22 protein-coding genes and 1 tRNA gene are annotated in these 22,471 nt (G+C 67.8%); 6 read left to right on the forward strand and 17 right to left on the reverse strand.

Annotation, left to right across the window (positions count from 1 at the left end; all coding sequences use genetic code 11):
- Positions 1-10 precede the first annotated feature (10 nt).
- Both BIU89_RS12385 and BIU89_RS12390 read left to right on the forward strand, forming a co-directional pair.
- Positions 11-1,165, forward strand: coding sequence for an AI-2E family transporter (locus BIU89_RS12385; RefSeq protein WP_071246924.1), 1,155 nt, complete (start codon positions 11-13; stop codon positions 1,163-1,165).
- A 76-nt stretch (positions 1,166-1,241) separates the two neighbouring features.
- Positions 1,242-1,670, forward strand: coding sequence for a BLUF domain-containing protein (locus BIU89_RS12390; protein ID WP_027466101.1), 429 nt, complete (start codon positions 1,242-1,244; stop codon positions 1,668-1,670).
- 43 nt (positions 1,671-1,713) lie between these two features.
- Here BIU89_RS12390 and BIU89_RS12395 read toward each other — a convergent pair whose 3' ends face one another.
- From BIU89_RS12395 to BIU89_RS12415, 5 genes are all read right to left on the reverse strand, one after another.
- Positions 1,714-2,322 (reverse strand): ScbR family autoregulator-binding transcription factor, encoded by a 609-nt coding sequence (locus BIU89_RS12395; protein ID WP_071246926.1) that lies wholly within the window; start codon positions 2,320-2,322, stop codon positions 1,714-1,716.
- Between the two features lie 71 nt (positions 2,323-2,393).
- Positions 2,394-2,864, reverse strand: coding sequence for a BLUF domain-containing protein (locus tag BIU89_RS12400; RefSeq protein ID WP_051596847.1), 471 nt, complete (start codon positions 2,862-2,864; stop codon positions 2,394-2,396).
- 138 nt (positions 2,865-3,002) lie between these two features.
- Entirely contained in the window at positions 3,003-4,376 is a 1,374-nt protein-coding gene (locus BIU89_RS12405; RefSeq protein WP_071246928.1) for an ABC transporter substrate-binding protein, read from the reverse strand.
- A gap of 26 nt (positions 4,377-4,402) precedes the next feature.
- Positions 4,403-5,344, reverse strand: coding sequence for a carbohydrate ABC transporter permease (locus BIU89_RS12410; RefSeq protein WP_175475023.1), 942 nt, complete (start codon positions 5,342-5,344; stop codon positions 4,403-4,405).
- An 11-nt stretch (positions 5,345-5,355) separates the two neighbouring features.
- Positions 5,356-6,330 (reverse strand): carbohydrate ABC transporter permease, encoded by a 975-nt coding sequence (locus BIU89_RS12415; protein WP_254791622.1) that lies wholly within the window; start codon positions 6,328-6,330, stop codon positions 5,356-5,358.
- Positions 6,331-6,531: 201 nt separating this feature from the next.
- On the opposite strand from BIU89_RS12415, the gene BIU89_RS12420 reads away from it, so the two are divergent.
- Together BIU89_RS12420 and BIU89_RS12425 are read left to right on the forward strand one after the other, a co-directional pair.
- Positions 6,532-7,812, forward strand: coding sequence for a Gfo/Idh/MocA family protein (locus BIU89_RS12420; RefSeq protein WP_372496080.1), 1,281 nt, complete (start codon positions 6,532-6,534; stop codon positions 7,810-7,812).
- A gap of 76 nt (positions 7,813-7,888) precedes the next feature.
- Positions 7,889-8,902: a LacI family DNA-binding transcriptional regulator gene (locus tag BIU89_RS12425; protein WP_232536521.1), complete on the forward strand. Its 1,014-nt coding sequence runs from the start codon at positions 7,889-7,891 to the stop codon at positions 8,900-8,902.
- A gap of 71 nt (positions 8,903-8,973) precedes the next feature.
- Here BIU89_RS12425 and BIU89_RS12430 read toward each other — a convergent pair whose 3' ends face one another.
- Positions 8,974-9,429 carry a winged helix-turn-helix transcriptional regulator gene (locus BIU89_RS12430; RefSeq protein ID WP_071246935.1) on the reverse strand — a complete coding sequence of 152 codons (456 nt, stop codon included), beginning with the start codon at positions 9,427-9,429 and terminating at the stop codon, positions 8,974-8,976.
- Between the two features lie 84 nt (positions 9,430-9,513).
- Here BIU89_RS12430 and BIU89_RS12435 point away from each other — a divergent pair, with 84 nt between their 5' ends.
- Positions 9,514-10,209, forward strand: coding sequence for an SDR family oxidoreductase (locus BIU89_RS12435; RefSeq protein ID WP_071246937.1), 696 nt, complete (start codon positions 9,514-9,516; stop codon positions 10,207-10,209).
- Between the two features lie 17 nt (positions 10,210-10,226).
- Here BIU89_RS12435 and BIU89_RS12440 read toward each other — a convergent pair whose 3' ends face one another.
- The 10 genes from BIU89_RS12440 to serS form a co-directional block, all read right to left on the reverse strand.
- Entirely contained in the window at positions 10,227-10,790 is a 564-nt protein-coding gene (locus BIU89_RS12440) for a GrpB family protein (RefSeq protein WP_071246939.1), read from the reverse strand.
- Positions 10,787-11,317, reverse strand: a complete 531-nt coding sequence (locus BIU89_RS12445; protein ID WP_071246942.1) for a GNAT family N-acetyltransferase — start codon at positions 11,315-11,317, stop codon at positions 10,787-10,789. Before BIU89_RS12445 ends, BIU89_RS12440 begins: the two co-directional genes overlap by 4 nt.
- Positions 11,318-11,558: 241 nt before the next feature.
- Positions 11,559-12,680: a hypothetical protein gene (locus BIU89_RS12450; RefSeq protein WP_027466093.1), complete on the reverse strand. Its 1,122-nt coding sequence runs from the start codon at positions 12,678-12,680 to the stop codon at positions 11,559-11,561.
- Positions 12,681-12,781: 101 nt separating this feature from the next.
- A complete protein-coding gene (locus BIU89_RS12455; RefSeq protein ID WP_071246944.1) occupies positions 12,782-13,963 on the reverse strand; it encodes a glycosyltransferase in 1,182 nt (393 codons plus the stop codon).
- Entirely contained in the window at positions 13,960-14,469 is a 510-nt protein-coding gene (locus tag BIU89_RS12460) for an NUDIX hydrolase (RefSeq protein WP_139179084.1), read from the reverse strand. The genes BIU89_RS12455 and BIU89_RS12460 overlap by 4 nt, the downstream gene beginning before the upstream one ends.
- Entirely contained in the window at positions 14,466-15,614 is a 1,149-nt protein-coding gene (locus tag BIU89_RS12465) for a DegT/DnrJ/EryC1/StrS family aminotransferase (RefSeq protein WP_083404353.1), read from the reverse strand. Before BIU89_RS12465 ends, BIU89_RS12460 begins: the two co-directional genes overlap by 4 nt.
- Positions 15,595-16,611, reverse strand: a complete 1,017-nt coding sequence (locus tag BIU89_RS17780) for a Gfo/Idh/MocA family protein (protein WP_175475024.1) — start codon at positions 16,609-16,611, stop codon at positions 15,595-15,597. The genes BIU89_RS12465 and BIU89_RS17780 overlap by 20 nt, the downstream gene beginning before the upstream one ends.
- Before the next feature lie 1,303 nt (positions 16,612-17,914).
- A tRNA-Ser gene (locus tag BIU89_RS12470) sits at positions 17,915-17,999 on the reverse strand.
- 83 nt (positions 18,000-18,082) lie between these two features.
- A complete protein-coding gene (locus tag BIU89_RS12475) occupies positions 18,083-18,946 on the reverse strand; it encodes an HAD family hydrolase (RefSeq protein WP_083404355.1) in 864 nt (287 codons plus the stop codon).
- Positions 18,943-20,208 carry a serine--tRNA ligase gene (serS, locus tag BIU89_RS12480; RefSeq protein ID WP_071247077.1) on the reverse strand — a complete coding sequence of 422 codons (1,266 nt, stop codon included), beginning with the start codon at positions 20,206-20,208 and terminating at the stop codon, positions 18,943-18,945. Before serS ends, BIU89_RS12475 begins: the two co-directional genes overlap by 4 nt.
- Before the next feature lie 56 nt (positions 20,209-20,264).
- On the opposite strand from serS, the gene BIU89_RS12485 reads away from it, so the two are divergent.
- Positions 20,265-21,335: a diacylglycerol/lipid kinase family protein gene (locus tag BIU89_RS12485; RefSeq protein ID WP_083404356.1), complete on the forward strand. Its 1,071-nt coding sequence runs from the start codon at positions 20,265-20,267 to the stop codon at positions 21,333-21,335.
- A gap of 156 nt (positions 21,336-21,491) precedes the next feature.
- Here BIU89_RS12485 and pheA read toward each other — a convergent pair whose 3' ends face one another.
- Entirely contained in the window at positions 21,492-22,448 is a 957-nt protein-coding gene (gene pheA / locus BIU89_RS12490; RefSeq protein ID WP_071246946.1) for a prephenate dehydratase, read from the reverse strand.
- Between the last annotated feature and the right edge of the window lie 23 nt (positions 22,449-22,471).

Raw genomic sequence — 22,471 nt, forward strand, 5'->3', positions numbered from 1 at the left:
CGTCTCGGGCATGCCGTTCTTCCGCGACGCTCCGCGCCCGATCACCCCAGCCGCTCCGTCCAGGGTCCAGGCCGCGTGGTCCGACTCCGCCGGGCACCTCGCGACCCGCTGCCTGCAGCTCATCGTCGTCGTGGTGGTCGTCGCCGGCATCGTCTGGGCGAGCAACGTCCTGAGCGTCGTCACGATCCCCGTGCTCCTCGCGCTCATCATCGCGTCGGCCATGCACCCCGTGGTGTCGTGGCTCCGCAAGCACCGGGTGCCGTCGGTGGTGGCCACCCTCGCGGTGCTCATCGGCGTCCTCGCGGTCCTGGGCCTGATCGGCTGGCTCATCGTCGTCGCGGTCGAGAACCAGTGGGCGCAACTGCAGAAGTCCGCCGTCGACGGGTTCGAGCAGCTGCAGACCTTCGCGAAGACCCTGCCGTTCTCGATCTCCGACAAGCAGATCGACGACGCGGTCGCGTCGGCCTCCGACTTCGTCACGAGCGCGCAGTTCGGCTCCGGTGCCCTCGCCGGAGCCTCGGCCACCGCGAACTTCCTGACCGGGCTCGTCCTGATGATCGTCGTGCTGTTCTTCTTCCTGAAGGACGGCCCGAGCATCTGGGAGTTCCTGCTCCGCCCCTTCACCGGTGAGCGCTACGCCCGAGCACGTCGCGTCGGCGACCGGGTCGTCTCGACCCTCGGCGGGTACGTCCGCGGTACGGCCACCGTCGCTGCCGTCGACGCGATCGGCATCGGTGTCAGCATCGCGATCGTCGGCGTCCCCCTCGCCCTGCCGCTGGCCGTCATCGTGTTCATCACGGCGTTCATCCCGATCGTCGGTGCCACCGCGGCCGGCATCCTCGCCGCCCTCGTCGCGCTCGTGGCCCTCGGCCCGGTGCAGGCGCTCATCGTGATCGGCATCGTGATCGTCGTGAACCAGCTCGAGGGCAACTTCCTGCAGCCGGTCCTGATGGGTCGCACCCTCAAGCTGCACGGCCTCGTCATCCTGATCGGGCTGACCGCCGGCACCGTCCTCGCCGGCATCACCGGCGCGATCATCTCGGTGCCGCTGATCGCCGCGGCCTGGGGCGCGATCCTGGTCTGGGACGGCCCGAACACCCCGGCACGACCGTGGCGGAAGAAGCGCAACGAGGACGTCACCGCGCACGAGCTGCCGCAGGGCTGATCCGCGGCGCCGATCCGCGGGGCGCGTTGCGGACATCCGCTTCGCGCAGCGGCCTTCCACCCAGCAGGATGGAGGAGTGCTCGTCTCCATCGTCTACATGAGCCGTGCCGTCGTCCCCTTCGACGACCAGGCCATGGCGGTGCTGCTCGCGGAGTCACGGCTGCGCAACGAGGCGCTCGGGGTCTCCGGGCTCCTGCTCGCCAAGGGCGGTCGGTTCATGCAGCTGCTCGAGGGGCCGGCGTGGAGCGTGCAGGACCGGTACGACGTGATCGCGAAGGACCGCCGTCACGGTGAGGTCAAGTCGCTGGTGCGCGAGGACATCGAGCGCCGACGGTTCGACGGCTGGTCGATGGCCTACCGCGCGCTCGACGACTCGGACCTCCGCTCCGAGGAGGGCTTCAGTCCCTTCCTGTCCGGCACGATGGACTTCCCGCGCTCGTTCGACCGGACCAGTGCGGCCTGGCTGCTGAAGTGGTTCCGCGACCGCGAGCTGCACGACCTCTGACCCGCCGGCAGCGACGCACTCCGCCCGCGCCGTACCCAGCGGTTCAGTCGATGCCGAACGCGTCCTCGACGACGGCGAGCAGCCGGTCGCGGTGCTTCGGGTCCGCCGTCGCCGCGATCACCACCCGCCACATCGTCGCCACCGCCGGCATCAGGTCGGTGCGCCGCGTCCGGACGTCGGACACGAGCTGCACGCCGGTGAAGTAGGGCACCACCGTCGAGCCGAGCTGCTCCGCGGTCAGGTCCGTCCGGAGTTCCCCGCTCGCGATCGCCAACCGGAACACGTCGACGATCCCGCCGATCCACTGCTCGTAGAAGCTCAGGGTCGCGGTCTGGAACTCGCCGCGCTCCAGCGACAGCCGGATGCCCGCCCGCACGATCGGGTCGGTCCGGAGCAGGTCGGCGATGCCGTGCGACGCCCCGATCAGCGCGGCGACCGGCGAGCTGTCGGTGTGGCTGACGACGTCGAAGGTGCGGGCGTTCTGCTCGCCGATGACGCCGAGCGCCAGGGCGAGCTTCGTCGGGAAGTGGAAGTGCAGCGTGCCCTGCGAGACGCCCGCCGTGCGGGCGATGCCCGCGATGGTCGCGCCGGCGAAGCCGACGCGGTCGAACTCCTCCGCCGCAGCCACCAGGATCTGCTCACGTCGTTCCACGGGACCAGTCTGTCGGTCTGGAGGGACGGTGCCAGCTGGCACCGCGCCTCCAGTCCGAGGGGTGGTGCGTCTCAGGCCGCGTGCCGGCCGAGCGTGATGCGCTCCTCGGGCAGGTCCTGCAGGTCGCGCCCGCGGAACCAGCGGAGCAGCCAGTCGGCGGGCGTGCCCGCCACCCCGGTCGGCAGACCGGTGCGGTCGCTGAGGAAGGTGCTGAACCCGGGCTCGTCACGGAGCTCGTCCCCGGTGGGGCTGCCGAAGGCCATCGCCCAGCCGTCGAACCGACGCGTGCTGATGGACTCACGCGACAGCGACTTCACGCCGGTGTGCCGCGGGTCGCGCTCGATCGCGGCGAAGCGGTCCTCGACACTCCAGACCGGACCCTCGAGCACCTGCATGAAGCGGCCGCCCTTGGCGAGCAGGAGCCCGGAGACGCCGAGCGCGTGGTTGCGGAGCCGCGCCTCACGCAGCATGGCGACCAGCTGGTCGTCGGTCAGGTCGTCGACGGCGACGGACATGTAGACGAGGGAGGTGAGCGAAGTCATCTCCTGCAGTCTGGATCGTGGTCGGTGGCACGGTCAACGCGTCGTCCGCACACCGCACCGGAGGGTGCGGCATGCGGACGACGGGCGGGGTGTCGGGTGTCGGGTTTCGGGTTTCGGGTTTCGGGTTTCGGGTTTCGGTCAGGTGAGGGCGAGCAGGTTGTTGACGTGTTCGTTGACCCCGGTCAGCGTCGAGATCGGCTTGCCGTTCGCGTAGACGTCGTCGAAGGCGGGCTGCAGCAGGGCCTGCACGTCGGCGGGGTTCTTCGTGACCGGGAACAGGAACGTGGTGTCCTCCTCGACCTGCCGGGTGAACGCCGAGACGTCGAGCCCGCGCTTCCGGAACGAGGCCACCGCGGCCTCGGTGCCCGCGGGACGAGCGGGGAACACGATCCCGCTCTCACCGACGATCCGCTGCGCCTCGTCGCTGCCCAGGAACGCCACCCACTTCGCCGCGGCCTCGGGGTCCTTCGCCTGCTTCGTGATCGAGTCGCCGAGCCCGTTGAACATCGACGCACGGTGGCCCGACGGGCCGATCGGGGTCGGGGCGACCGCGACGTCGAGGTCCTCCATGCCGAGGTACGAGCCGATCATCCACGAGCCGTTGAAGGACAGCGCGCACTTGCCGGCGCCGAGCTGGACCTCGGGGCCGGTCGTGGTGGAGAACACCCCGTACTTCGCCATGTAGCCCTTCTCGGCCAGCCGGTAGTACCAGGCGAGGGTGTCCTGCACGACCCGTTCGTCGTAGCGGAACCGGTCGCCCCACGGGTTCTCGTTCGTGTAGAACCAGTCGACCGATCCGGTGAACGGCGACCACTGGGTCTGTCCGAAGCCATCGCCGCCCGAGCCGTTCGACGAGATGCCGTAGACGGCGACGTCGTCCTTGTCGAAGCCGTCCTCGTCGCCGCGTCGGCCCTTCGAGTCCATCGTCAGCCGCGCGAGCATCCGCTCGAACGTGCCGCCGTCGTCCGGGTTCCACGCGAGCGACCCGAGCTCCTCGGCGGAGACCCCGGCCTTCGCCATCGCCTTCCTGTCGTAGAACATCGCGACGGTGTCCCAGTCCTTCGGGGAGCCGTAGCGGTGGCCGTCCTGGCCCTTCCACAGTTCGGCGAGCCCGGACTGGTAGTCGTCGTCACGGATGCCCTTCGTGGCGTCGAGTTCGTCGAGCTTGTAGAGCACGTCGAGGTCGGCGTACTGCGGGAACTTCGTCAGGTGGTCGGTGAAGACGTCGGGCGCGGTGCCGGCGATGAAGCCCGCGGTGAGCTTGGTCCAGTAGTCGTTCCACCCGAGCTGGGTGATCTTCACGGTGATGTCCGGGTTCGCGCGGTGGAACGCGTCGGCGACGGCCTGGTACGCAGGCTGCTGGTTGGCGTCCCAGAGCCAGTAACTCACGGTCCGCGCACCTGACCGGTTCGTCGTGCGGCGACCGGGCGACGAGCAGGCGGCGAGCGCGCCGAGGGCCAGTGCAGAGGCGCCGCCGGCGAAGAGCGTGCGGCGGGTCAGTTGGTTCGTCATGGTGTTCGTCCTGTCCGAGCGCCGGGTCACTTGATCCCGGAGAAGCCGATGGAGTTGACGATCCGCTTGGCGAAGACGCCGAACAGCAGGATCATCGGGAGCGCCGCCACCAGGGTCGCGGCCATGAGCCCGGCCCAGTCGGTACCGGACTGCGGGGTCTGCGACTTGAAGACGCCGAGCGCGACGGTCAGCACCCGTGAGTTGTCGGTGTACGACACCATGAGCGGCCAGAAGTAGTCGTTCCAGCTCGTGATGTACGTCAGCACGGCGAGGGTGGCGATCGGGGCCGCCGCCATCGGGATGACGAGCCGGAAGAACACGCGGACCTTGCCGGCGCCGTCGATGAGCGCCGCCTCTTCGACCTCCTTCGAGATGCCGAGGAAGAACTGCCGCAGGAAGAACACCGCGAACGGGGTCATGAACATCGTCGGCAGGGCGATGCCGAGCAGGTTGTCGACGAGCCCGAGCTGCTTGATGAGCGTGAAGTTCGGCAGCAGCGTGAAGATCGCGGGGACCATCAGCCCGGCCAGGAACACCCCGAACACCTTGTCGCGACCGGGCCAGCGCAGCCGGGCGAAGGCGTAGGCGGCCGCTGCCGAGAAGAACACCTGGCCGACGGTGACGAGCGTCGACACCAGGATCGAGTTGAGCAGGTACCGCCAGAAGTTCAGCGCGGCACCGGAGCCGCCCTGGGCCAACGCCTCTTCGGTGGACTGCAGGCCGAAGACCCGCTCGAACCCGCCCAGGCTGAACCCGACGGGCAGCAGCGAGGTGGGGTCGGAGTTGATCGCGGTGTTCGACGACAGCGCGGTGCGCAGGATCCAGTAGAACGGGAACAGGGTGACGACGATGACGAGGATCATCGCGACCCAGGCGAGCACGCGGCCGAGCGACGGGCGACGACGGTGGCCGGCCCCCATCCGCGGCGGGCGGGACGTGGTGACGGAACGGGTGAGTGTCGTGGTCATGGCGCTTCCGTTCAGTCCAGGTCGGACTCACCCGAGCGGGTGAGGCGGTACTGGATGATCGTGATGATGCTGAGGACGATGAGGAGCGCGACCGAGACCGCGGACGCGTAGCCGAACTGGAACCGGTCGAACGCCAGGTTGTAGATGTAGTTCTGCACGACGTTCGTGGCGTTCGCGGGGCCGCCCTGCGTGGTGACGGCGACGGTGTCGAACACCTGGAACGACCCGATCACGGTGATGATCAGCACCAGGGACAGGATCGGGCGGAGCAGCGGCACCGTGATGCGCCAGAACATCTTCCACTCGCTCGCACCGTCGATGCGTCCGGCCTCGTACACGGTCTCGGGCAGCGACTGCAGGCCGGCGAAGATGAGCAGCGCCGTGTAGCCGACGTGCCGCCAGACGTTGATGAGCGCGATCGAGGGGATGCCCCAGACGTCGCTCTGCAGGAACGGGATGCGGTCGAGCCCGAGTGCGGCGAGCATCTCGTTGCCGATGCCGAGCTGGGTGTCGAGGATCCAGAGCCAGACGAGGGCGGCGACGACGTTCGACACCAGGTACGGCGCGAGCACGATGCCGCGCACGAAGGTCGACTTGGTCAGGCGGTGCATCATCACGGCGATGAACAGCGCGACGACGGTCTGGATGACGATGTTGATGAGCACGTACTCGACGGTCACCACCATCGAGTGCCAGAAGATCGAGTCCTGCACCAGGCGGGCGTAGTTCTGCAGGCCGGTGAACTCGGGCTCGGTGAGCAGGTTGTACGAGGTGAAGCTCAGGTAGATGCCCCGCACGGTCGGCCAGGCGAGGAACACCGCGAACCCGACGGCTGCCGGGGCGATGAAGACGAGCGCGAGCCACAGGTCGTTCCTGGGGCGGCGCCGTGGTGCGGTGGTGCGGGCACGGGCGAGGTCGGCGGACCGACTCCTCCGTCTCGTGCTGGCGGTCGTCAAGGGTGACGACACAGGGCTCTCGGTTGCCATCGCGACTCCTTCGTCTGCGGTGGACTGACGTGCAGCAGTCCGTGAGCCGGGAATCTACACGTGGGGACCACTGCTGGCAAGAGTAAGATTTCGGGCTGTGGACGGGGGTTGTCACGTGTAGACAACGTGTGTCAGGATGGCGCTCGATCGCATCGGTGCGACCCGCTCGGCGACGCATCCCACACCCTGGAAAGGTCACTGATGATCTCTGTCGGAATGGTCGGCGCGGGCCAGTTCGCCCCCCAGTTCGCCAAGCTGTTCAAGCTCCACCCCGACGTCGACCGGGTCTACGTCACCGACCTCGTCGGCGAGCGCGCGTCCGAACTCGTCGAGACCCAGCACCTCGACGGCACGTTCCCGGACTTCGACGCCGTCCTCGCCTCGGACGTCGACGCCGTCGCGATCTTCACGCAGCGCTGGACCCACGGTCCGCTCGTGGTCAAGGCCCTGCGCGCCGGCAAGCACGTGTACTCCGCCGTGCCGATGGCGATCTCCGTCGACGAGATCCGCGACATCATCCAGGCGGTCCGCGAGACCGGCCTGACCTACATGATGGGCGAGACGAGCTACTACAACCCCGCGACCGTGTTCGCCCGCAAGCAGGTCGCCGCCGGCGCCTTCGGCCGGGTGTTCTACGCCGAGGGCGACTACGTGCACGACATGGACCTCGGCTTCTACGCCGCGTACCAGTACAGCGGCGGCGACGAGTGGAAGCGCACCGCCAGCTACCCGCCCATGCTCTACCCGACGCACTCGGTCGGTGGGGTCCTCGGCGCGATCCCCGGGCACGCGGTCAGTGTCAGCTGCATCGGCGTGAAGGACGATCGCGGTGACGGCGTCTTCGACAAGGACGTCAGTCAGTTCGACAACGACTTCTCGAACGCCACCGCCCTGTTCGAGCTCGACAACGGCGGGGTCATGCGCATCAACGAGATGCGTCGCGTCGGCTACCCGTCGCACATCCGCGAGTCACGGTTCCGCTACTTCGGCACCGAGGCCAGCTTCGAGCAGCTCGCGAAGACCAGCGTCTGGCAGGACAAGGAGGACTCGTACGACATCAGCGACAAGATCGACACCCAGGCGACGATGTCCCTCGACGACCCGCGCCTGGCCGACGTCGACCCGTCCCTGCGCGACGCGTTCGTCTCCGGCTACGCCGAGGTGCACGACACCGACCGTCTGCCCGCCGAGTACGACGGTGTGCCGACCGGACACGAGGGCAGCCACCAGTTCCTCGCCGACGACTTCGTCCGCGCCGTCGTCGACCGGACCCTGCCGCCGGTGAACGCCTGGACCGCCGCACGCTTCACCCTGCCGGGCATCATCGCCCACCAGTCCGCGCTGCAGGGCGGCGCCCGCCTCGAGGTGCCGGACTTCGGTGACGCCCCGGAGACGACGAGCACTGCGGCGACGAGCACTGCGACGACGAGCGCACCGACGACGGCCGGAGCCGCACCGTCGGCTACGATCGCGTCCGAGTAACACGTGTCGTTCGGGTGCCGGTCCGTCGAGGGCCGGCACCCGAACGACGCTCCCGGACCCGACGAAGGTGGCTGCCGTGACCGTCCCGACGAACCCCAGGGCGGTCACCCGTGCGGACGTCGCCCGCTACGCCGGGGTCAGCACCTCCGTCGTCAGCTACGTCGTGCACGACGGACCGCGCCCCGTCGCCGCCGCCACCGCCGCCCGGGTGCGCGAGGCCATCCGGGTCCTCGGCTACCGCCCGAACGCGAGCGCCCAGGCCCTGCGCACCGGCTCGTCGAAGATGCTCGGACTGATCGTGCCCGAACTCGACAACCCGTTCTGGTCCGAGCTCGCCGTCGCCGTCACCCACGCCGCCGCTGCACGCGGCTACGACGTCCTGCTCGCCAACAGCGACGGCGACGCCGCCCAGGAACGCGAACGGCTCCGCAGCCTGTCCGCCCGCCAGGTCGACGGCATCATCGTGACGAGCATCATGACCCACCCGGACCTGTCGACCGTCACCGACCCCGGTCTGCCGATGGTCCTGCTCAACACGTTCTTCGAGGTCCCCGAGTACGCCAGCATCGGCGTCGACGCCCTGCGCGGCGCCCTCGACGGCACGCAGCACCTGGTCGAGCACGGCTACCGCTCGATCGGCCTCGTGATGGGGCACACCGGCTCGATGGAGCTCCGCGAGCAGGGCTGGATGCGTGCCCTGCGCCAGGCCGGCCTGCCCGACGGGCCCATCGTCCGCACGGACTTCACCCGGCGCGGAGGCTACGAGGCCGGCCTCCGCATGTTCGCCGACGAGACCGGCCCCCGAGCCGTCTTCGTCAGCTCCGACATGCAGGCGATCGGCGTGATGCGCGCACTGTGGGAACTCGGTCTGCGCGTCCCCGAGGACGTCGCGATCGTGTCGTTCGACGGTGCGGCCGAGGCGGACTACACGAACCCGCAGCTCACCACGGTCCGGCAGCCGATCGAGACGATGGCGGTCGCCGCGGTCGATCGCGTGCTCGGCCTCGACGCCGACAACCAGTGGCACCGCGACCTGGTCCCCGCCGAGCTGGTCCTCGGCGCGAGCTGCGGGTGCGACGTGCGTCGCTGACGCACCCAACAAGCGAACTGGAGGCGCGGGGCGGGGCCGCCGCGGGCCTCCTGGCCGTCAGAGGGTCGCGTTCAGGACGCCGGTTCCATCACGGCGCGGAGGCGCGCGGTCGGGATGCGCTGCTGCGCATCCACCGTCACGGCGGCGGCCTCGACCGCCTCGCCGGTCTCGGCCTCGACGAAGCGCAGGTCCGACGCCCGCTCGGACGGGCGGTGCCGGTCGGCCCAGCCGCCGAGGGCGAGCAGCACGAGCGACAGGTCGCGGCCGGCGTCGGTCAGGACGTACTCCTCGCGGGCACGGGCGCCCTCGGGCTTGTAGGTCGTGCGCTCGAGCACTCCCCCGTCGACGAGTGACGCCAGCCGTGCGGTCAGGACCTCGCGCGGGATGCCGAGGCTCCGCTGGAACTGACTGAAGCGGGTCGAGCCGCCGACGGCGTCGCGGACGATCATGAGCGTCCACTTCTCGCCGAGGACGTCGAGGGAGCGTGCGATGGGGCAGCGCTCGTCGCCGCCGAGGATGCCGAGCATGTGTTCATCCTAGCTGGGTTCGATTTCCGGACACAACGTGCTAGGTTCGGTTTCCGTACTCAACTTCTCTTGTCTGGAGCACTCATGACCGACCTCACCAACGCCGTCGTCCTCGTCACCGGAGCGAACGGCGGCCTCGGCGCCGAGTTCGTCCGCCAGGCCCTGGAGCGTGGCGCCACCAAGGTCTACGCGACCGCCCGCAACCCGCGCACCTGGGACGACGAGCGCATCGTCCCGCTCGCCCTCGACGTCACGAGCCAGGAGAGCGTCGACGCCGCGGCCCGCAGCGCAGCCGACGTGACCATCGTCGTGAACAACGCCGGGATCGCCGGCTCCGACCCGCTCGTCGACGTCTCCGTCGAGGAGGTCGAGCGCATCTTCGCCACCAACGTCTTCGGTGCACTCCGCGTCGCCAAGGCGTTCGCCCCCTCGATCGCCAACGGCGCGCTGGTCGACGTCCACTCCGCCCTGAGCTGGGTCGCCCTCGCCGGCGCGTACTCGGCGTCGAAGGCCGCGTTCTGGTCGATCACGAACTCCCTGCGCCTCGAGCTCGCGCCCCAGGGCACCCAGGTCGTCGGCGCCCACCTCGGCTACACCGACACCGGCATGATCGCCGATCTCGACGTCGAGAAGTCCGACCCCGCCGACATCGTCCGTTCGATCTGGGACGCGGTCGAGGCCGGCGAGCACGAGGTCCTCGCCGACCAGGTCAGCCGCGACGTCCGTGCCGGCCTGAGCGCCCCGCTCACCGCGCTCTACCCGATGCTCGCCAGCGCCTGAGGCTCGCTCCCGTCGGATCAGCCGTCCGCGCCGCGGTCGGTGATCCGACGGTTCGTGGCGGTGATGGCGGCGCGCTCGTCGTCGGCCAAGCCGCCGGCGCACAGGATCCGGCCCAGCACCTCGCTCTTCCGCTCGATGTAGTCGTCGATGTCCTCGGCCTCGGTGGCCGCCCGGCGTTTCACGGCGGCGTACTCGTCGCGGAGCACCGGGTCGGCACGCAGCACGTCGCGGACGGCCAGGTGGTTCCGCAGCGCGAGCGACCCGGCCGCGACGACGTAAGTGTTCGTCGGGGTGAAACGCTCCGGAGCCCGGAACGCCTGCCTGTCCGGGACGCCGAGTTCACCGCGCGGCTCGAACCCGATCGTCGCCATCGCCGCCACCGCAGCCGGGACGTCATCGGTCTCCACCACGACGTCGACGTCGAGCACGGGCTTCGCCGCCAGGCCCGGCACGGAGGTGCTGCCCACGTGCTCGATGCTCCGGAACGGCACGTCGGCGTCGTCGAGCGCGGCGGCGTACGCATCCTGCAGCTGCCGGAACCGCTCGGGCCAGGCCGGCCGGTACTCGACGACCTCGATCACGGGGCCGGCGTCGGCGCGAGGAGCTGGAACATGACGTGGTCGCGCCAGACCCCGTCGATCTTGATGTACTCCGGCGCGAAGCCGTAGCGGGTGAAGCCGGCAGACTCGAGCGCGCGCTGCGAGCCGACGTTCTCGGGCAGGGTCTCGGCCTGAACGCGGTGCAGGCGGAGCACGTCGAACGCGTGGGCCGCAGCGGCGCGGACGGCGCGGGATGCGTGGCCCTGGCGCGTGCGATCGGCGCGGATCCAGTACCCCATCGCGCACGACTGCAGCGCACCGCGGGCGACACCGCTCAACGTGATCCGGCCGAGGAGTTCCCCGTCGGTCGACTCGATGACGAACGGCACCGCGTTGCCGGCCCGCTGCGCGGCGAGGGCCTGCGTGATGACGTCCCGCTGCCCGGACTCCGTGTAGTACGACGGCGCTCGCGCCGGTTCCCACGGTCGCAGGTGGTCGGCGTTCAGGGTGATGACCGCAGCCAGGACGGCCGCGTCGTCGAGGCGGAGTGGGCGCAACCGTGTGTCCATCGCGGAGGTTCACCAATCGGTCTGTGCAGAGAGATCCCGCCAGTCGGCGTCATCCCCTGTGGGGACTGCATCCGGACGACAGCGAGGTGTGCGTTACATCACGGTAGCGGCAAGGGCTCTGTGGCACGGCGGTCCTCTGAGCCCGCTTACGTGCTCGACGACCTCCGATCGGTCCGCCTCCAGGTGAGTTCTTGAAGGCATCGTGGATCCCCCAGGTGATCGAGGTCTCCTCACTCTTGATTCAGCTCACACTGCCGAAGACCGACCTCGATGCGCCAGATCTCGAGTGCACCACCCAGCCGAGTGCGGCCGCTCCAAACGACATCGCCGCAGCTAGCCAGAAGATTGCCGGGGAGTACCCCGGCACCACGAGCGGCAACAATGCGCCGAGAACCGTCCCCACCTGCGTCACCGCCATGTACGCGCTCGCCCCAGCCCCCGCATCCGACCCTCGAACGTCAGAGAGCAGCAACAGGCCGACACTCTGGAATCCGGCTCCGACGAATGAGTAGAGAGCTTGCACGATGAAGAGTGCCCAGATGCCGGTCGATGAGGCCATCAGGACGAACACGGCGATGGAAACGCTAGCGACGACGACGGAGGCGAGAGCAGATCCCTGCCGTCGCATAAGCATGCCGAGAATCGGCAGCATCGCAAACTCCAGCAGTGACCCGACCATGAAACTCGCCGAGATCAGTGACGGCTCGATACCACCGGAAGCCGCAACCAAAGGAAGGTAGAGCCCTCGAAGAGTGTCCACCGACTTGAGTAGAGCGACAACGACCAGCGCGGCGCAGACCACCAATGCTGGCGGACGCCGAAGCGGTGAGCGCGTCGCCTCCCCCAAAGCCCTAGGCGACGGAGCCACCTTGCCTCGAAACACTGAGGACACCGGTCCGGTCAGGCACAGGCTCGCGACGAGTGCCGCTACGAGAAGAGGGTCCAGGTGCAGCGCTACACAGACGCTGTACAGGAGGAGACCGGCGATGTAGCCCGCGATGAGCACTCGCCTGAACCGCAGGACCATCGTCGTCGTGATCTCTCCACCCAGGGCAGTTCCAGCTCGCCCGAAGATCTGGGGCACGACCGCACTCACGCAGAGCATGAGCACTCCGCCGGTGTAGAGGACCTCAGGCTGGTCCGCCGAGCGCGCCACGAGGAGAGTCCCGACCGGCACACAGCAGAGCGTTCCGATCAACGCCAGCCGCGGGTACCCCGCCCGGCGGATCCTCGGGACGAGCACAGTGTTGTAGAACACTGCCACGAACGCATTGGACACGAAGAACACGGCTATGGCGGCCTTCGAGAGGCCTGCACTGTTCAAGGCGAGTGGGAGTCCGACGGCCGTGAGCCCTCCGAACATCGCGTTGAAGAGCAGAACCAGTTCGTAGGGCCGAGATCCCGGGCGACCCGATGGGCTTGGCGCAGGTGCCTGCTCGTGACCTTGTTCCCCCTCTCCGCGCCTCATCGGCTACCTGTCCGATCGACTCGATGAGCGAGTCGTGAGGCCTCCGCGGTCACGAATTCAGACCAATGGGCAAGGAGTGGTCTGAACCGCTGCGTTATGACTGCCCGATCGAATTGACCTTCGTTGAAGAGAGTCGCCATGCCGAGAGACGAGACGAGACCGGGGTCGTGCTCCGAACGGCTGCGGTGGACGCATGGGTCGAGGACCACGTCGTCAGCGCCAATCGCAATCTCCGGGACACCGAAGTAGACAATCCGCTCCGGGCCGGGCTCCGTGCGTCGTAACGGAGCGCACGGCGTCATCCGTCGAAGCTCCGCTTCGAGGAGCTCGCCTTCGACTTGCTCGCTCCGGGCCGAGGGACGGACTGCGCGGTAGAACTCCACCCACACATCGTCGTACTTCCGTTGCATCGCCCGGAGATTGCTATCGTTCTCGGCCGCCTTTTGCGTCGAGCTCAGATCAGCGACTTCAGGAATCTCCAAAGCCCAGGCCGCCCGTTCCCACCTGACCTGACATCCGGAGGCAAGAAGACGGTATCCGAGATCGATGTCCTCGACTCCATAGCTCCTGAAGTTCTCGTCAAATCCGCCGACATTGGAGAAGGCGGTCGCAGCCACCGCTACGTTACGGCCCCAGAACAAGCGCCACGGCATCATGATTTCGGCAGGGTGAACTGCGGCTGCGAGGGCCAGCTCTCGGTAGTCCGCAACGCCGGGGATACCGAAGAAGCGATGCGGCTGGAAGTCGGCGCCAGCGTCGCAGAAGACCCTTGCGACGTAGGAGGCGTACGGCGGCGCGACGTCATACCCGTACGTTGGCCCCATCGCAACGAAGTCAACCGACGATGCTCGCTCTGCTGCTGCAAGGTATGTCTCCACCAACCGCGGTCCGGGCAACGTCCCGCAGTCAAGGAACACGAGGAGCGCGCCGCTCGCTGCGCTCGCCCCCAGGTTCCGTGCCGCCGCCAGTCGAAATCCGTCACGCTCCTGCCGAACGTGCGTCATCGGGAACGAGAACGTCCCCTCGACTTCATCAACAACGGGGTGTTTTGAACCATCGTCAGCCACGACGACCTCGAACGAAGACGACGTCTGCCTGTCGAGTGCCTCGAGTGTCTGGGAGAGTTCCCTCGATCGGTTGAAGGTCGGGATGACGACCGACACCTCGGTGCGCGTCATCCCGCTTCCTCGTCCATGAATCTCTTCGCGAATGCCCTGGTGGCATCGAAGACGTCCATCTGTTCGAGGATCTCGGCGCGCGTGAACCAGCCGCACGCTTCCACCTCTGCAAGGTCGACGGTGGTCGTCAAACCCGCGCCTTCTCTCACGGACAACCGAAAGATGTGATCGATGTGAATATGCGGTTTCCCGATTCGAGAGTCGCCGTGTCCGATGAACTGCGCGGATACCGCGATCGGTGCGGGTAGTTGCACGTCAATAACACCTCCGAGTTGCAGGTCCCACTGGACTGCGGGGTGAATTGCTTCGACCCCGGTCTCCTCAAGAACCTCACGGAGGACTGCGTCGTGTGCAAGTTCGCCGTCCTCGACGTGCCCTCCCGGAGGTAACCACCGCCGCAGCTTGCGGTGGGCGACGAGCAACAGCCGCACCTGGTCCGGCGTGGTCACGTATCCGGAAGCAGTGTCGTGACGCTGGTAGTCGTACATTCCCTCAATCACGCTCACGCTGACGTTCCCATCGTCTCCTCAATCGCGCGCTCGATCCGGCCGAGGTCCGACTCGGTCAACCCCTCATGCGTTGGGAGGGTCACAAACTCGGCCAGAGCTCGTTCCGCATTCGGCGTGTCAGCGGATCTGTACTCCGCGAAGAGCGGCATGCGGTTCAGCGGTACGCCTCCGAATCGGAAGATGTCTGACACGATGCCTCGACTGTGCAGGACACGGCCAACGCCCGTGGCGTCGGAACCACGGGGCCCCTCGACCACCAACGAGTAGTGATTCGGCGTTCCCGACTCGACAGGTCGTGGTCGGTAGTCGTGGCGCAAACGACGAACTGCCTCAGCGAGACGTGCCGCGTTCGCCGTCCTTGCCGCTATCTTGCGGTCGAGCTTCAGCAATTGCTGCCTTCCCAGAGCCGCCGCGATCGCTGATGTTCTGAAGTTCAGCCCGAATGCGTGCCCGTAGGTCCCCGCCAGAGCCGCAAGAGACGGATGGGCAGGGTCGATCTTCCCGAAGTCACGGATCTCCCGGACACGACGCGCGAGGTCGACGTCGTCTGTAAGGATGAAGCCTCCTTCTCCGGTGGACACCATTTTTCGCTCCTGAGTGCTGAAGAAACTGGCATGGCTGGTGCGGCCGGCCAGTCGCCCGTTCCCCTCAACGGTCCCGTGCGCGTGCGAAGCGTCTTCGATCACTGGAATCGCCCAGTCAGAAGCAAGGCTTTGCACCTCTTCGACGTTCGTCGGATATCCCCACATCGGCACCGTGACAATCAGCCGAGTGCGGGCGGAACGCGCGAGCTCGAGGCCCCGCAGGTCTAGGCCGAACGTCGTCGCAGCGATGTCCACGAACACCGGGCACGCCCCCGAAGCGATGATCGGAAGCACCGTCATCACCGGAGCAGTCGGTGGAAGAATCACCTCGTCACCCGGGCCGATGCCGTACGCATAGAGCAGGACTTGCAATGCCGCCGTACCGCTCGAGACAGCAAGCGCGAACGCCGATCCGAAGTACTCAGCGAGCTCGGTCTCATAGACTCGAACCAGGGGCGAGGTTCCCGAGAGCGCTCCTGACTGTACGGCCGCCACGACTGCCGACACGTCTTGCTCATCGATGTCGATGTTCCGGTTCTCAAGCAGCTTCAAGGACATTCGCCGCCTCCATCCTGTCCATCAACTCGTACATCGGCAAACAGGCAGCCAAAGTCGGAGCCATTTGAGCATGCGAGGTTTTGTCGTTCAGAAAAGATTCGAACTGCAGAGTGAAGCCATTGCGCCTGTGACCGGTCGACACCGGACTCGGTCGCCAGCTGCTTCGCCACCACTTCGGGCCGACCCCGAGAGGATGAGTGACTCCTTGAGTCGATATCTCGATCTCCAGCAGCGAGTTGATCGTGATCATCGAACCGTTGTCAGAGATTGCTTGGAGACTCCAATCGAAGAACGGAGCGGACGACGAGGCGACCAATTCAAAGGTGAAGGGGTTTCCAGATCGTCGGCTCACGAACTGTTTGTTGAGTGACATGAGTACCCCAACCTGACTGTCGTACGCAGTGAAATGCTCGTCATCACTCGCAGGCGCACCAGCCTCGAAGACGACACCCAACGCATGGATCACTTGTGATAGAAGAAAATCCCGGCGGTGATTGTTCTGCAACCAAAGCGGCTGGTCGGGTTTGTTGTTCAGATGGTTGATACGCATGTACGCCAGGTTGCCAAAGGCCGCGTCCTGCATGGCTTGGAGCGCTATCTGCACTGGCTCGGAGTAGCTGAAGTTGAGCCCCACCCGGGTAGGCGTGCCCGACGTGCGATTCAGCCGCAGGAGTTGTTGAAGGCCACTCGTCGTCAACGTAGGAGGCTTCTCGACGAACGTCGGGATCCCGCGCGGGATAGCCATTTCCAGAACACGCTGGTGCACTGTCGGAGTCGACGCGACGATCAGTGCATCCGGTGTAACTGAGCCGAGGAGCTCTTCAACTGATCCGAATTGAACTGCTTTCAACTTCTCCGCAGCTCGGGAGCGCGCGACCGGGTCGGTGTCACAGACCCAATCGATACGCACGTTCGGTATGGTCGCGAGGCTGGGCACGAGATTCGTCCAGGCCTGCTCACCAACCCCGATCACCGCAATTTCTTTCATACTCGCCATTGAGTCCCCCTCGTGGTCAGTGAAGGCACCACAACGTACCCCCATCAGGGCACGCTAGCATGAGCTCCGGTTCGCATCGAATCAGTTCTCGACGAATCGAGGAACGGAGGGATTCCCTTGCGGGTGTTATTCTTCCCTTGGGGTGGCGGGAACGGGCACGTCGGCCGACTTCTGCATATCGCGCGTGAAGCAAACGAAGCCGGCCATTCGTGCGCGATGGCGGTCTCGACTCAGAAGCACGTCGATCTCGTCGCACGGTCCGGTGTGCATCCCGTCGTGTACCCAGAGGGTCTCATCTCGGCCGGTTATTGGGACCGCTGGACCGACCCGGCGTACTTTTCCTTGTCAGTCGAATGGGACGCGAGCACGCTGCGAGCGTTCAACGCAAACCTCGCGGTGCACGACGGTCGCCCATCAGTGGGATCGGCCGCGGCGCGGTTCGGCATACCCGTGACGTCCGTGCTCCAATCGCTGCATCTTCCCGGGCACCGGTACGCCGGGCGAGCGTCCGAGCAGATCTGGACAGACATGGCGGATTCACTCGGCGCAGGGCGACTCGTCGACGGCCGTGAACTCTTGGCAGTAGGCGGCGTTGGTGTTCCGAGTGTGCCGCAGATCGATCAGGTACCGAAGGGCTTCAGGGGGAAGGTCACGTACCTCGGACCGTTGACGGGTCGACAGACGCCTTCTGGTCCAACGTCGCCAGACGGCCATCGAACGCTCTTCTACGGCGTCGTTCCCGAGTCCGACGACGTGGACGCCTTTCTTGGCGCTTTCGCTGATCTCGGCCCGTCACTGTCCGTGGCGTGGGGGCGAACGCCCCCGACGCGGCTGGCGCGGACGTTACGTGCGATCGGTGTCGATTGCTTGGAGCTGGCCTCCGACGATGTACTTGCTTCGTGCGACAGCGTGGTCTTCCACGGCGGCCACGGCACAACTTTGCTGCTCCTTCAGTTCGGCCTCACCGGGGTTGTCCTGCCTGGGGGAAGCCCCGAGCGGTTGGCGAATGCGCACGCCCTCCGGCGCCTCGGGCTTGCTCAAATCATCGAGACCAGCGGTGAGACGTCGTGGGCGGCACACGATGCGGGCACCGTCCGACCCGATTGGCGGGGAGTCCGCGCTCGACTGGACTCGCTGCGCATCGATGAGTCAGCACGGGCAGCTGCTCATCGTTGGAGGAAGACGTTGGCAGGAGCTCCTACCGAGAGTCCATGGACCAAGGTGCAAGCAATCGCAGCGCAGCCGCGAACAGTGGTGGATCGCTAGCACGTTCTTGGGCTGTTCGGACTCCGAACGGCCATCGCGGAGGGTGTGGGATTCGAACCCACGAGACATCTCTGCCCACCTGTTTTCAAGACAGGCTCCATCGGCCGCTCGGACAACCCTCCAGTGACGCAACCACGTGGCGAGACGTGATCGCGTCCCGGGAAGTCTACCCGGGCCTCCAGGCAGGGGTGCGCGGGAGCGCGGACTAGCGGGGCAGGGAGTCGAGCGCCGCTGCCAGGCCGTCGTCGGTGATGCCACCGGTGAGCTCGTTGCCGGCGTCGACGACGTCGTCGGGGGCCTGGCCCATGACGACCCCGCGACCGGAGGTCGAGGCCCAGCGGAGCATGTCGATGTCGTTGCGGCCGTCGCCCGCGGCGAAGACGCGCGATCGCGGGATGTCGAGCCACTCGCGCACGCGCTCCATGGCGGTGGCCTTCGTCACGCCCTCAGGAGCGATGTCGAGCCACGACGTCCAGCCGACGGAGTACGAGACCTTGTGCAGGCCCATCTGCTCGACGATCTGCAGGAAGTCCTCGGTGTCGTGGCCGGGCGAGATGACGACGACGCGGGTGGCCTCGACGCCGAGCAGCTGCTCGAACGGCACGTGCTCGCCCTCGACGGTCATGGTGTCGTCGGGGAAGTTGCCGGACAGCAGGAAGTGACCGGTCTCGTCCTCGACGCCGAACGCCGCGTTCTCGAGCGCTCCGTGGATGGTCTGCAGCACCTCGGACGGGTCGAACCGCTCGACGTGTTCGCGCACGTAGGAGCCGTCGGCGCGGCGGGCCAGGATGAGCGCACCGTTCGCGCACACCAGGTACTTGGGCCGGATGCCGAGGGTCTCGAGCAGGGGCACGGTCATGCCCTCGCTGCGGCCGGTCGAGAGCATGACCTCGTGCCCGGCGGCCTCGGCGTCACGGACGGCGGCGACGACTGCCTCGGTCACGACACCGTCCTCACGCATGGTGGTGCCGTCGATGTCGAGCGCGACCAGCCAGCGCTTGGTGCGGGCGGGCGCGTCGCTGCCCGCGCCCTGCGAGGTGCCGTCCACGAACCGTCCCTGGGTGCTCATCGGGGCTCGATCACCTCGACGCCACCGAGGTAGGGGCGCAGGACCTCGGGCACGACGACGGAACCGTCGGCCTGCTGGTGCGTCTCGAGGATCGCGACGATCCAGCGGGTGGTGGCGAGGGTGCCGTTCAGGGTGGCGACCGGAGCGGTCTTGCCGCTCTCGGTGCGGTACCGGATGTCGAGGCGGCGGGCCTGGAACGTCGTGCAGTTCGACGTCGAGGTGAGCTCGCGGAACGTGCCCTGGGTCGGGACCCACGCCTCGATGTCGTACTTCTTCGCCGCGCTCGTGCCGAGGTCGCCGGCGGCGACGTCGATCACGCGGTAGTGGAGGCCGAGGTCCTGGAGCATCTGCTCCTGGTGCGAGACGAGGCGCTCGTGCTCGGCCTCGGCCTGGTCCGGGTGGACGTAGGCGAACATCTCGAGCTTGTTGAACTGGTGCACGCGGAGGATGCCGCGGTTGTCCTTGCCCGCCGAACCGGCCTCGCGGCGGTAGCAGGTCGACCAGCCGGCGTAGCGGTGTGCCTGTCCTTCCTCGAGCGGCAGGATTTCGTCGGCGTGGAACCCGGCGAGGGCGACCTCGCTCGTGCCGGTCAGGTACAGGTCGTCGGCTTCGAGCCGGTAGACCTCGGCCGCGTGCTCACCGAGGAACCCGGTGCCGGCCATCGTCTCGGGGCGGACGAGCGTCGGGGTGATGAGCGGCTCGAAGCCGGCGGCGATCGCACGGTCGAGGCCGAGCGACATCAGGGCGATCTCGAGCCGGGCGCCCATGCCGCGCAGGAAGTAGAAGCGCGAGCCGGAGACCTTCACGCCGCGGGGGATGTCGATGATGCCGAGGTGCTCGCCGAGGTCGGCGTGGTCCTTCGGCTCGAAGTCGAACTCGGGCTTGGTGCCGACGGTGCGGAGCGTGACGAAGTCGTCCTCGCCGCCCTCGGGCACCCCGGGGAGCACGACGTTCGGGATACCGCGGACGACGGTGTTGAAGGTGTCCTCGGCCGCGGTGACGGTGGCCTGCGCCTCCTTCACCTGTGCGGCGAGGGCCTGGGCCTGCTGCACGAGCGCGGCCTTCTCGTCCTTCGGGGCCTTGGCGACGGTCTTGCCGAAGGCGTTCTGCTCGGCGCGGAGCGACTCGAACGAGGTGATCGCACTGCGGCGGGCGGAATCGGCGGCGACGGCTTCGTCGACGACGGCCAAGGAGGCACCACGCGCCTGCTGTGAAGCCTTGATGACGTCCGGGTTGTCGCGAAGCAGCTGTGGATCGATCACCCGCCCCATCCTAGACGGGGGCAACCGCACGCAGCCTCGATCGGTAGCGTGGACGTATGTCGACCCCTTCGGAGACCGCGCCCGCGGACCAGGACGCCCTCCCCACCGAGCAGCGGACGGCCGCGGTGGTCTACAACCCGGTCAAGGTCCACCTGCCGACCCTCAAGCGCACGGTCGCGGAACACCAGCAGCAGGCCGGCTGGGCCGAGACCCTGTGGTTCGAGACCTCGGAGGAAGACCCGGGCGGCGGCATGGCCCGCGCGGCGATCGAGGCCGGTGCCGACGTCGTCGCGGCGGCCGGCGGTGACGGCACGGTCCGTGCGGTCGCCGAGGTCGTGCACGAGTCTGGTTCGACCCTCGCGCTGCTGCCGAGCGGCACCGGCAACCTGCTCGCGCGCAACATGAAGCTCCCCCTCGACGACCTGGCCGCGAGCGTCCGGACGATCTTCCACGGCGACGACCGCAAGATCGACTTCGGCATGCTCAAGGTCGAGCGCCCCGGCGGTGAGCGCGAACGCTTCGGCTTCCTGGTGATGGCGGGCCTCGGGCTCGACGCCCGGATGCTCGTGAACACCCGCCCCGAGCTGAAGAAGAAGGTCGGCTGGCTCGCCTACGTCGACTCGCTGTTCCGTTCGGTGCGCGACGCCAACGCGTTCGAGTTCCGCTACCAGCTCGACGACGACGGCAACCACTCGCTCCGGGCGCACTCGCTCATCGTCGGCAACTGCGGGATGCTGCAGGCCGGCGCGATCTTGCTGCCCGACGCCGAGATCGACGACGGCGTGTTCGACATCGCCGTGATGCGTCCCCGCGGGTTCTTCGGCTGGGTGCGGATCGGTGCCCGGGTGTTCTGGGAGAACGGGATCCTGCGGGCGTTCCGTCGGTCGAACCTGGGCAAGACCGCCGTCGGCAAGAAGATCGTGTCGCGTTCACGCGAGGAGCGCCCCCTGCGCTACCTGCGCGGGCAGGAGTTCACGGCGCGGCTCGAGCGGCCCGACGAGTTCGAGATCGACGGCGACCCGGTGGGGGAGGTCATCGCCTTCCGATCGCGTATCGACCCGATGGGGCTCTCCGTGCGCGTGCCGGATCCGGCGGACGACCGCCACGGCTCGCGCCAGGTGCCCTGAGCCGACCCGATCGCTCGCTCCGTCGCTCCGTCGCTCCGTCGCTCCGTCGCTCCGTGCGAGGTTCCGTCGTCCGTGCGAGGGCCGCGGGCTCTCACCGACTACGGAACCTCGCACCACACGGCGTCACGGCACGGCGGAACGCCGCGCAGCGCCGCGCTACCGCGCCCCGGGCTCGCCCGACACGATCGCGCGCAACCAGTCCCGCGCCTCGACGAACGCGGCGTCCGAGTAGCGCGCGGGCACCTCGGGGCGGGCACCGTCGGCGCGCGGGTACGACCCGAGGAACGTCACGCGCGGGCTGAACCGACGCAGGCCGAGCAGCGCGTCCGCGACCCGCTCGTCGCGCACGTGCCCGTCGAGGTCGATGACGAACCGGTAGCGGCCGAGCTCGTCACCGATCGGGCGTGACGACAGCAGCCCCATGTTGATGCCCCGCGTCGCGAACTGCTCGAGCATGTCGACCAGGGCGCCGGGGTGGTCGGCGGGCAGCTCGACGATGACGCTGGTCTTGTCGGCGCCGGTCGGCTCGGGCAGGGCGAGGGTCTTCGACACGAGCACGAACCGGGTGACCGCCGAGGCGTTGTCCCCGATGGACGATGCGAGCACGACGACGTCGTGGTGGTCCGTGATGCCGGGCGGCGCGACGGCGGCGTCGGCGGTGGGGTTCGCCTCGAGCAGGGCGAGGGCCGCGGCGACGTTCGACGACGCCGGGATGTGGCCGTGGCCGGGCAGGTTCACCTCGAGCCAGTTGTGCGTCTGCGCGTAGGCGACGGGGTGCGCGTTCACGGTGTGGACGTCGGCCAGCGTCGTGCCGGGCCGGGCGACGAGCACGAAGTCGACGGGGACCAGGTACTCCCCCACGATCCGCACGCCGGGGATCCGGGCCAGGGCGTCCTGCGTGGCGCTGACACCGCCGTCGACGCTGTTCTCGATCGCGATGACGGCCCCGATCGACCGGCCGGACATGACGTCGTCCAGGGCCTCACCGACGTTGTTGACGCTCCGCCAGGGCTTGCCGGCGGCGGCCTCGACGAGCTTCAGGGCCGCCTCGGTGAAGGTGCCTGCGGGTCCGAGGTAGGAGTACGTGTCGGACGGCGCGGCGGGGTCGGTCATGCGGCGAGCCTATTGCAGGGACG

This window comes from Curtobacterium sp. MCBA15_005 (assembly GCF_001864855.1).
Lineage (GTDB): Bacteria > Actinomycetota > Actinomycetes > Actinomycetales > Microbacteriaceae > Curtobacterium > Curtobacterium flaccumfaciens.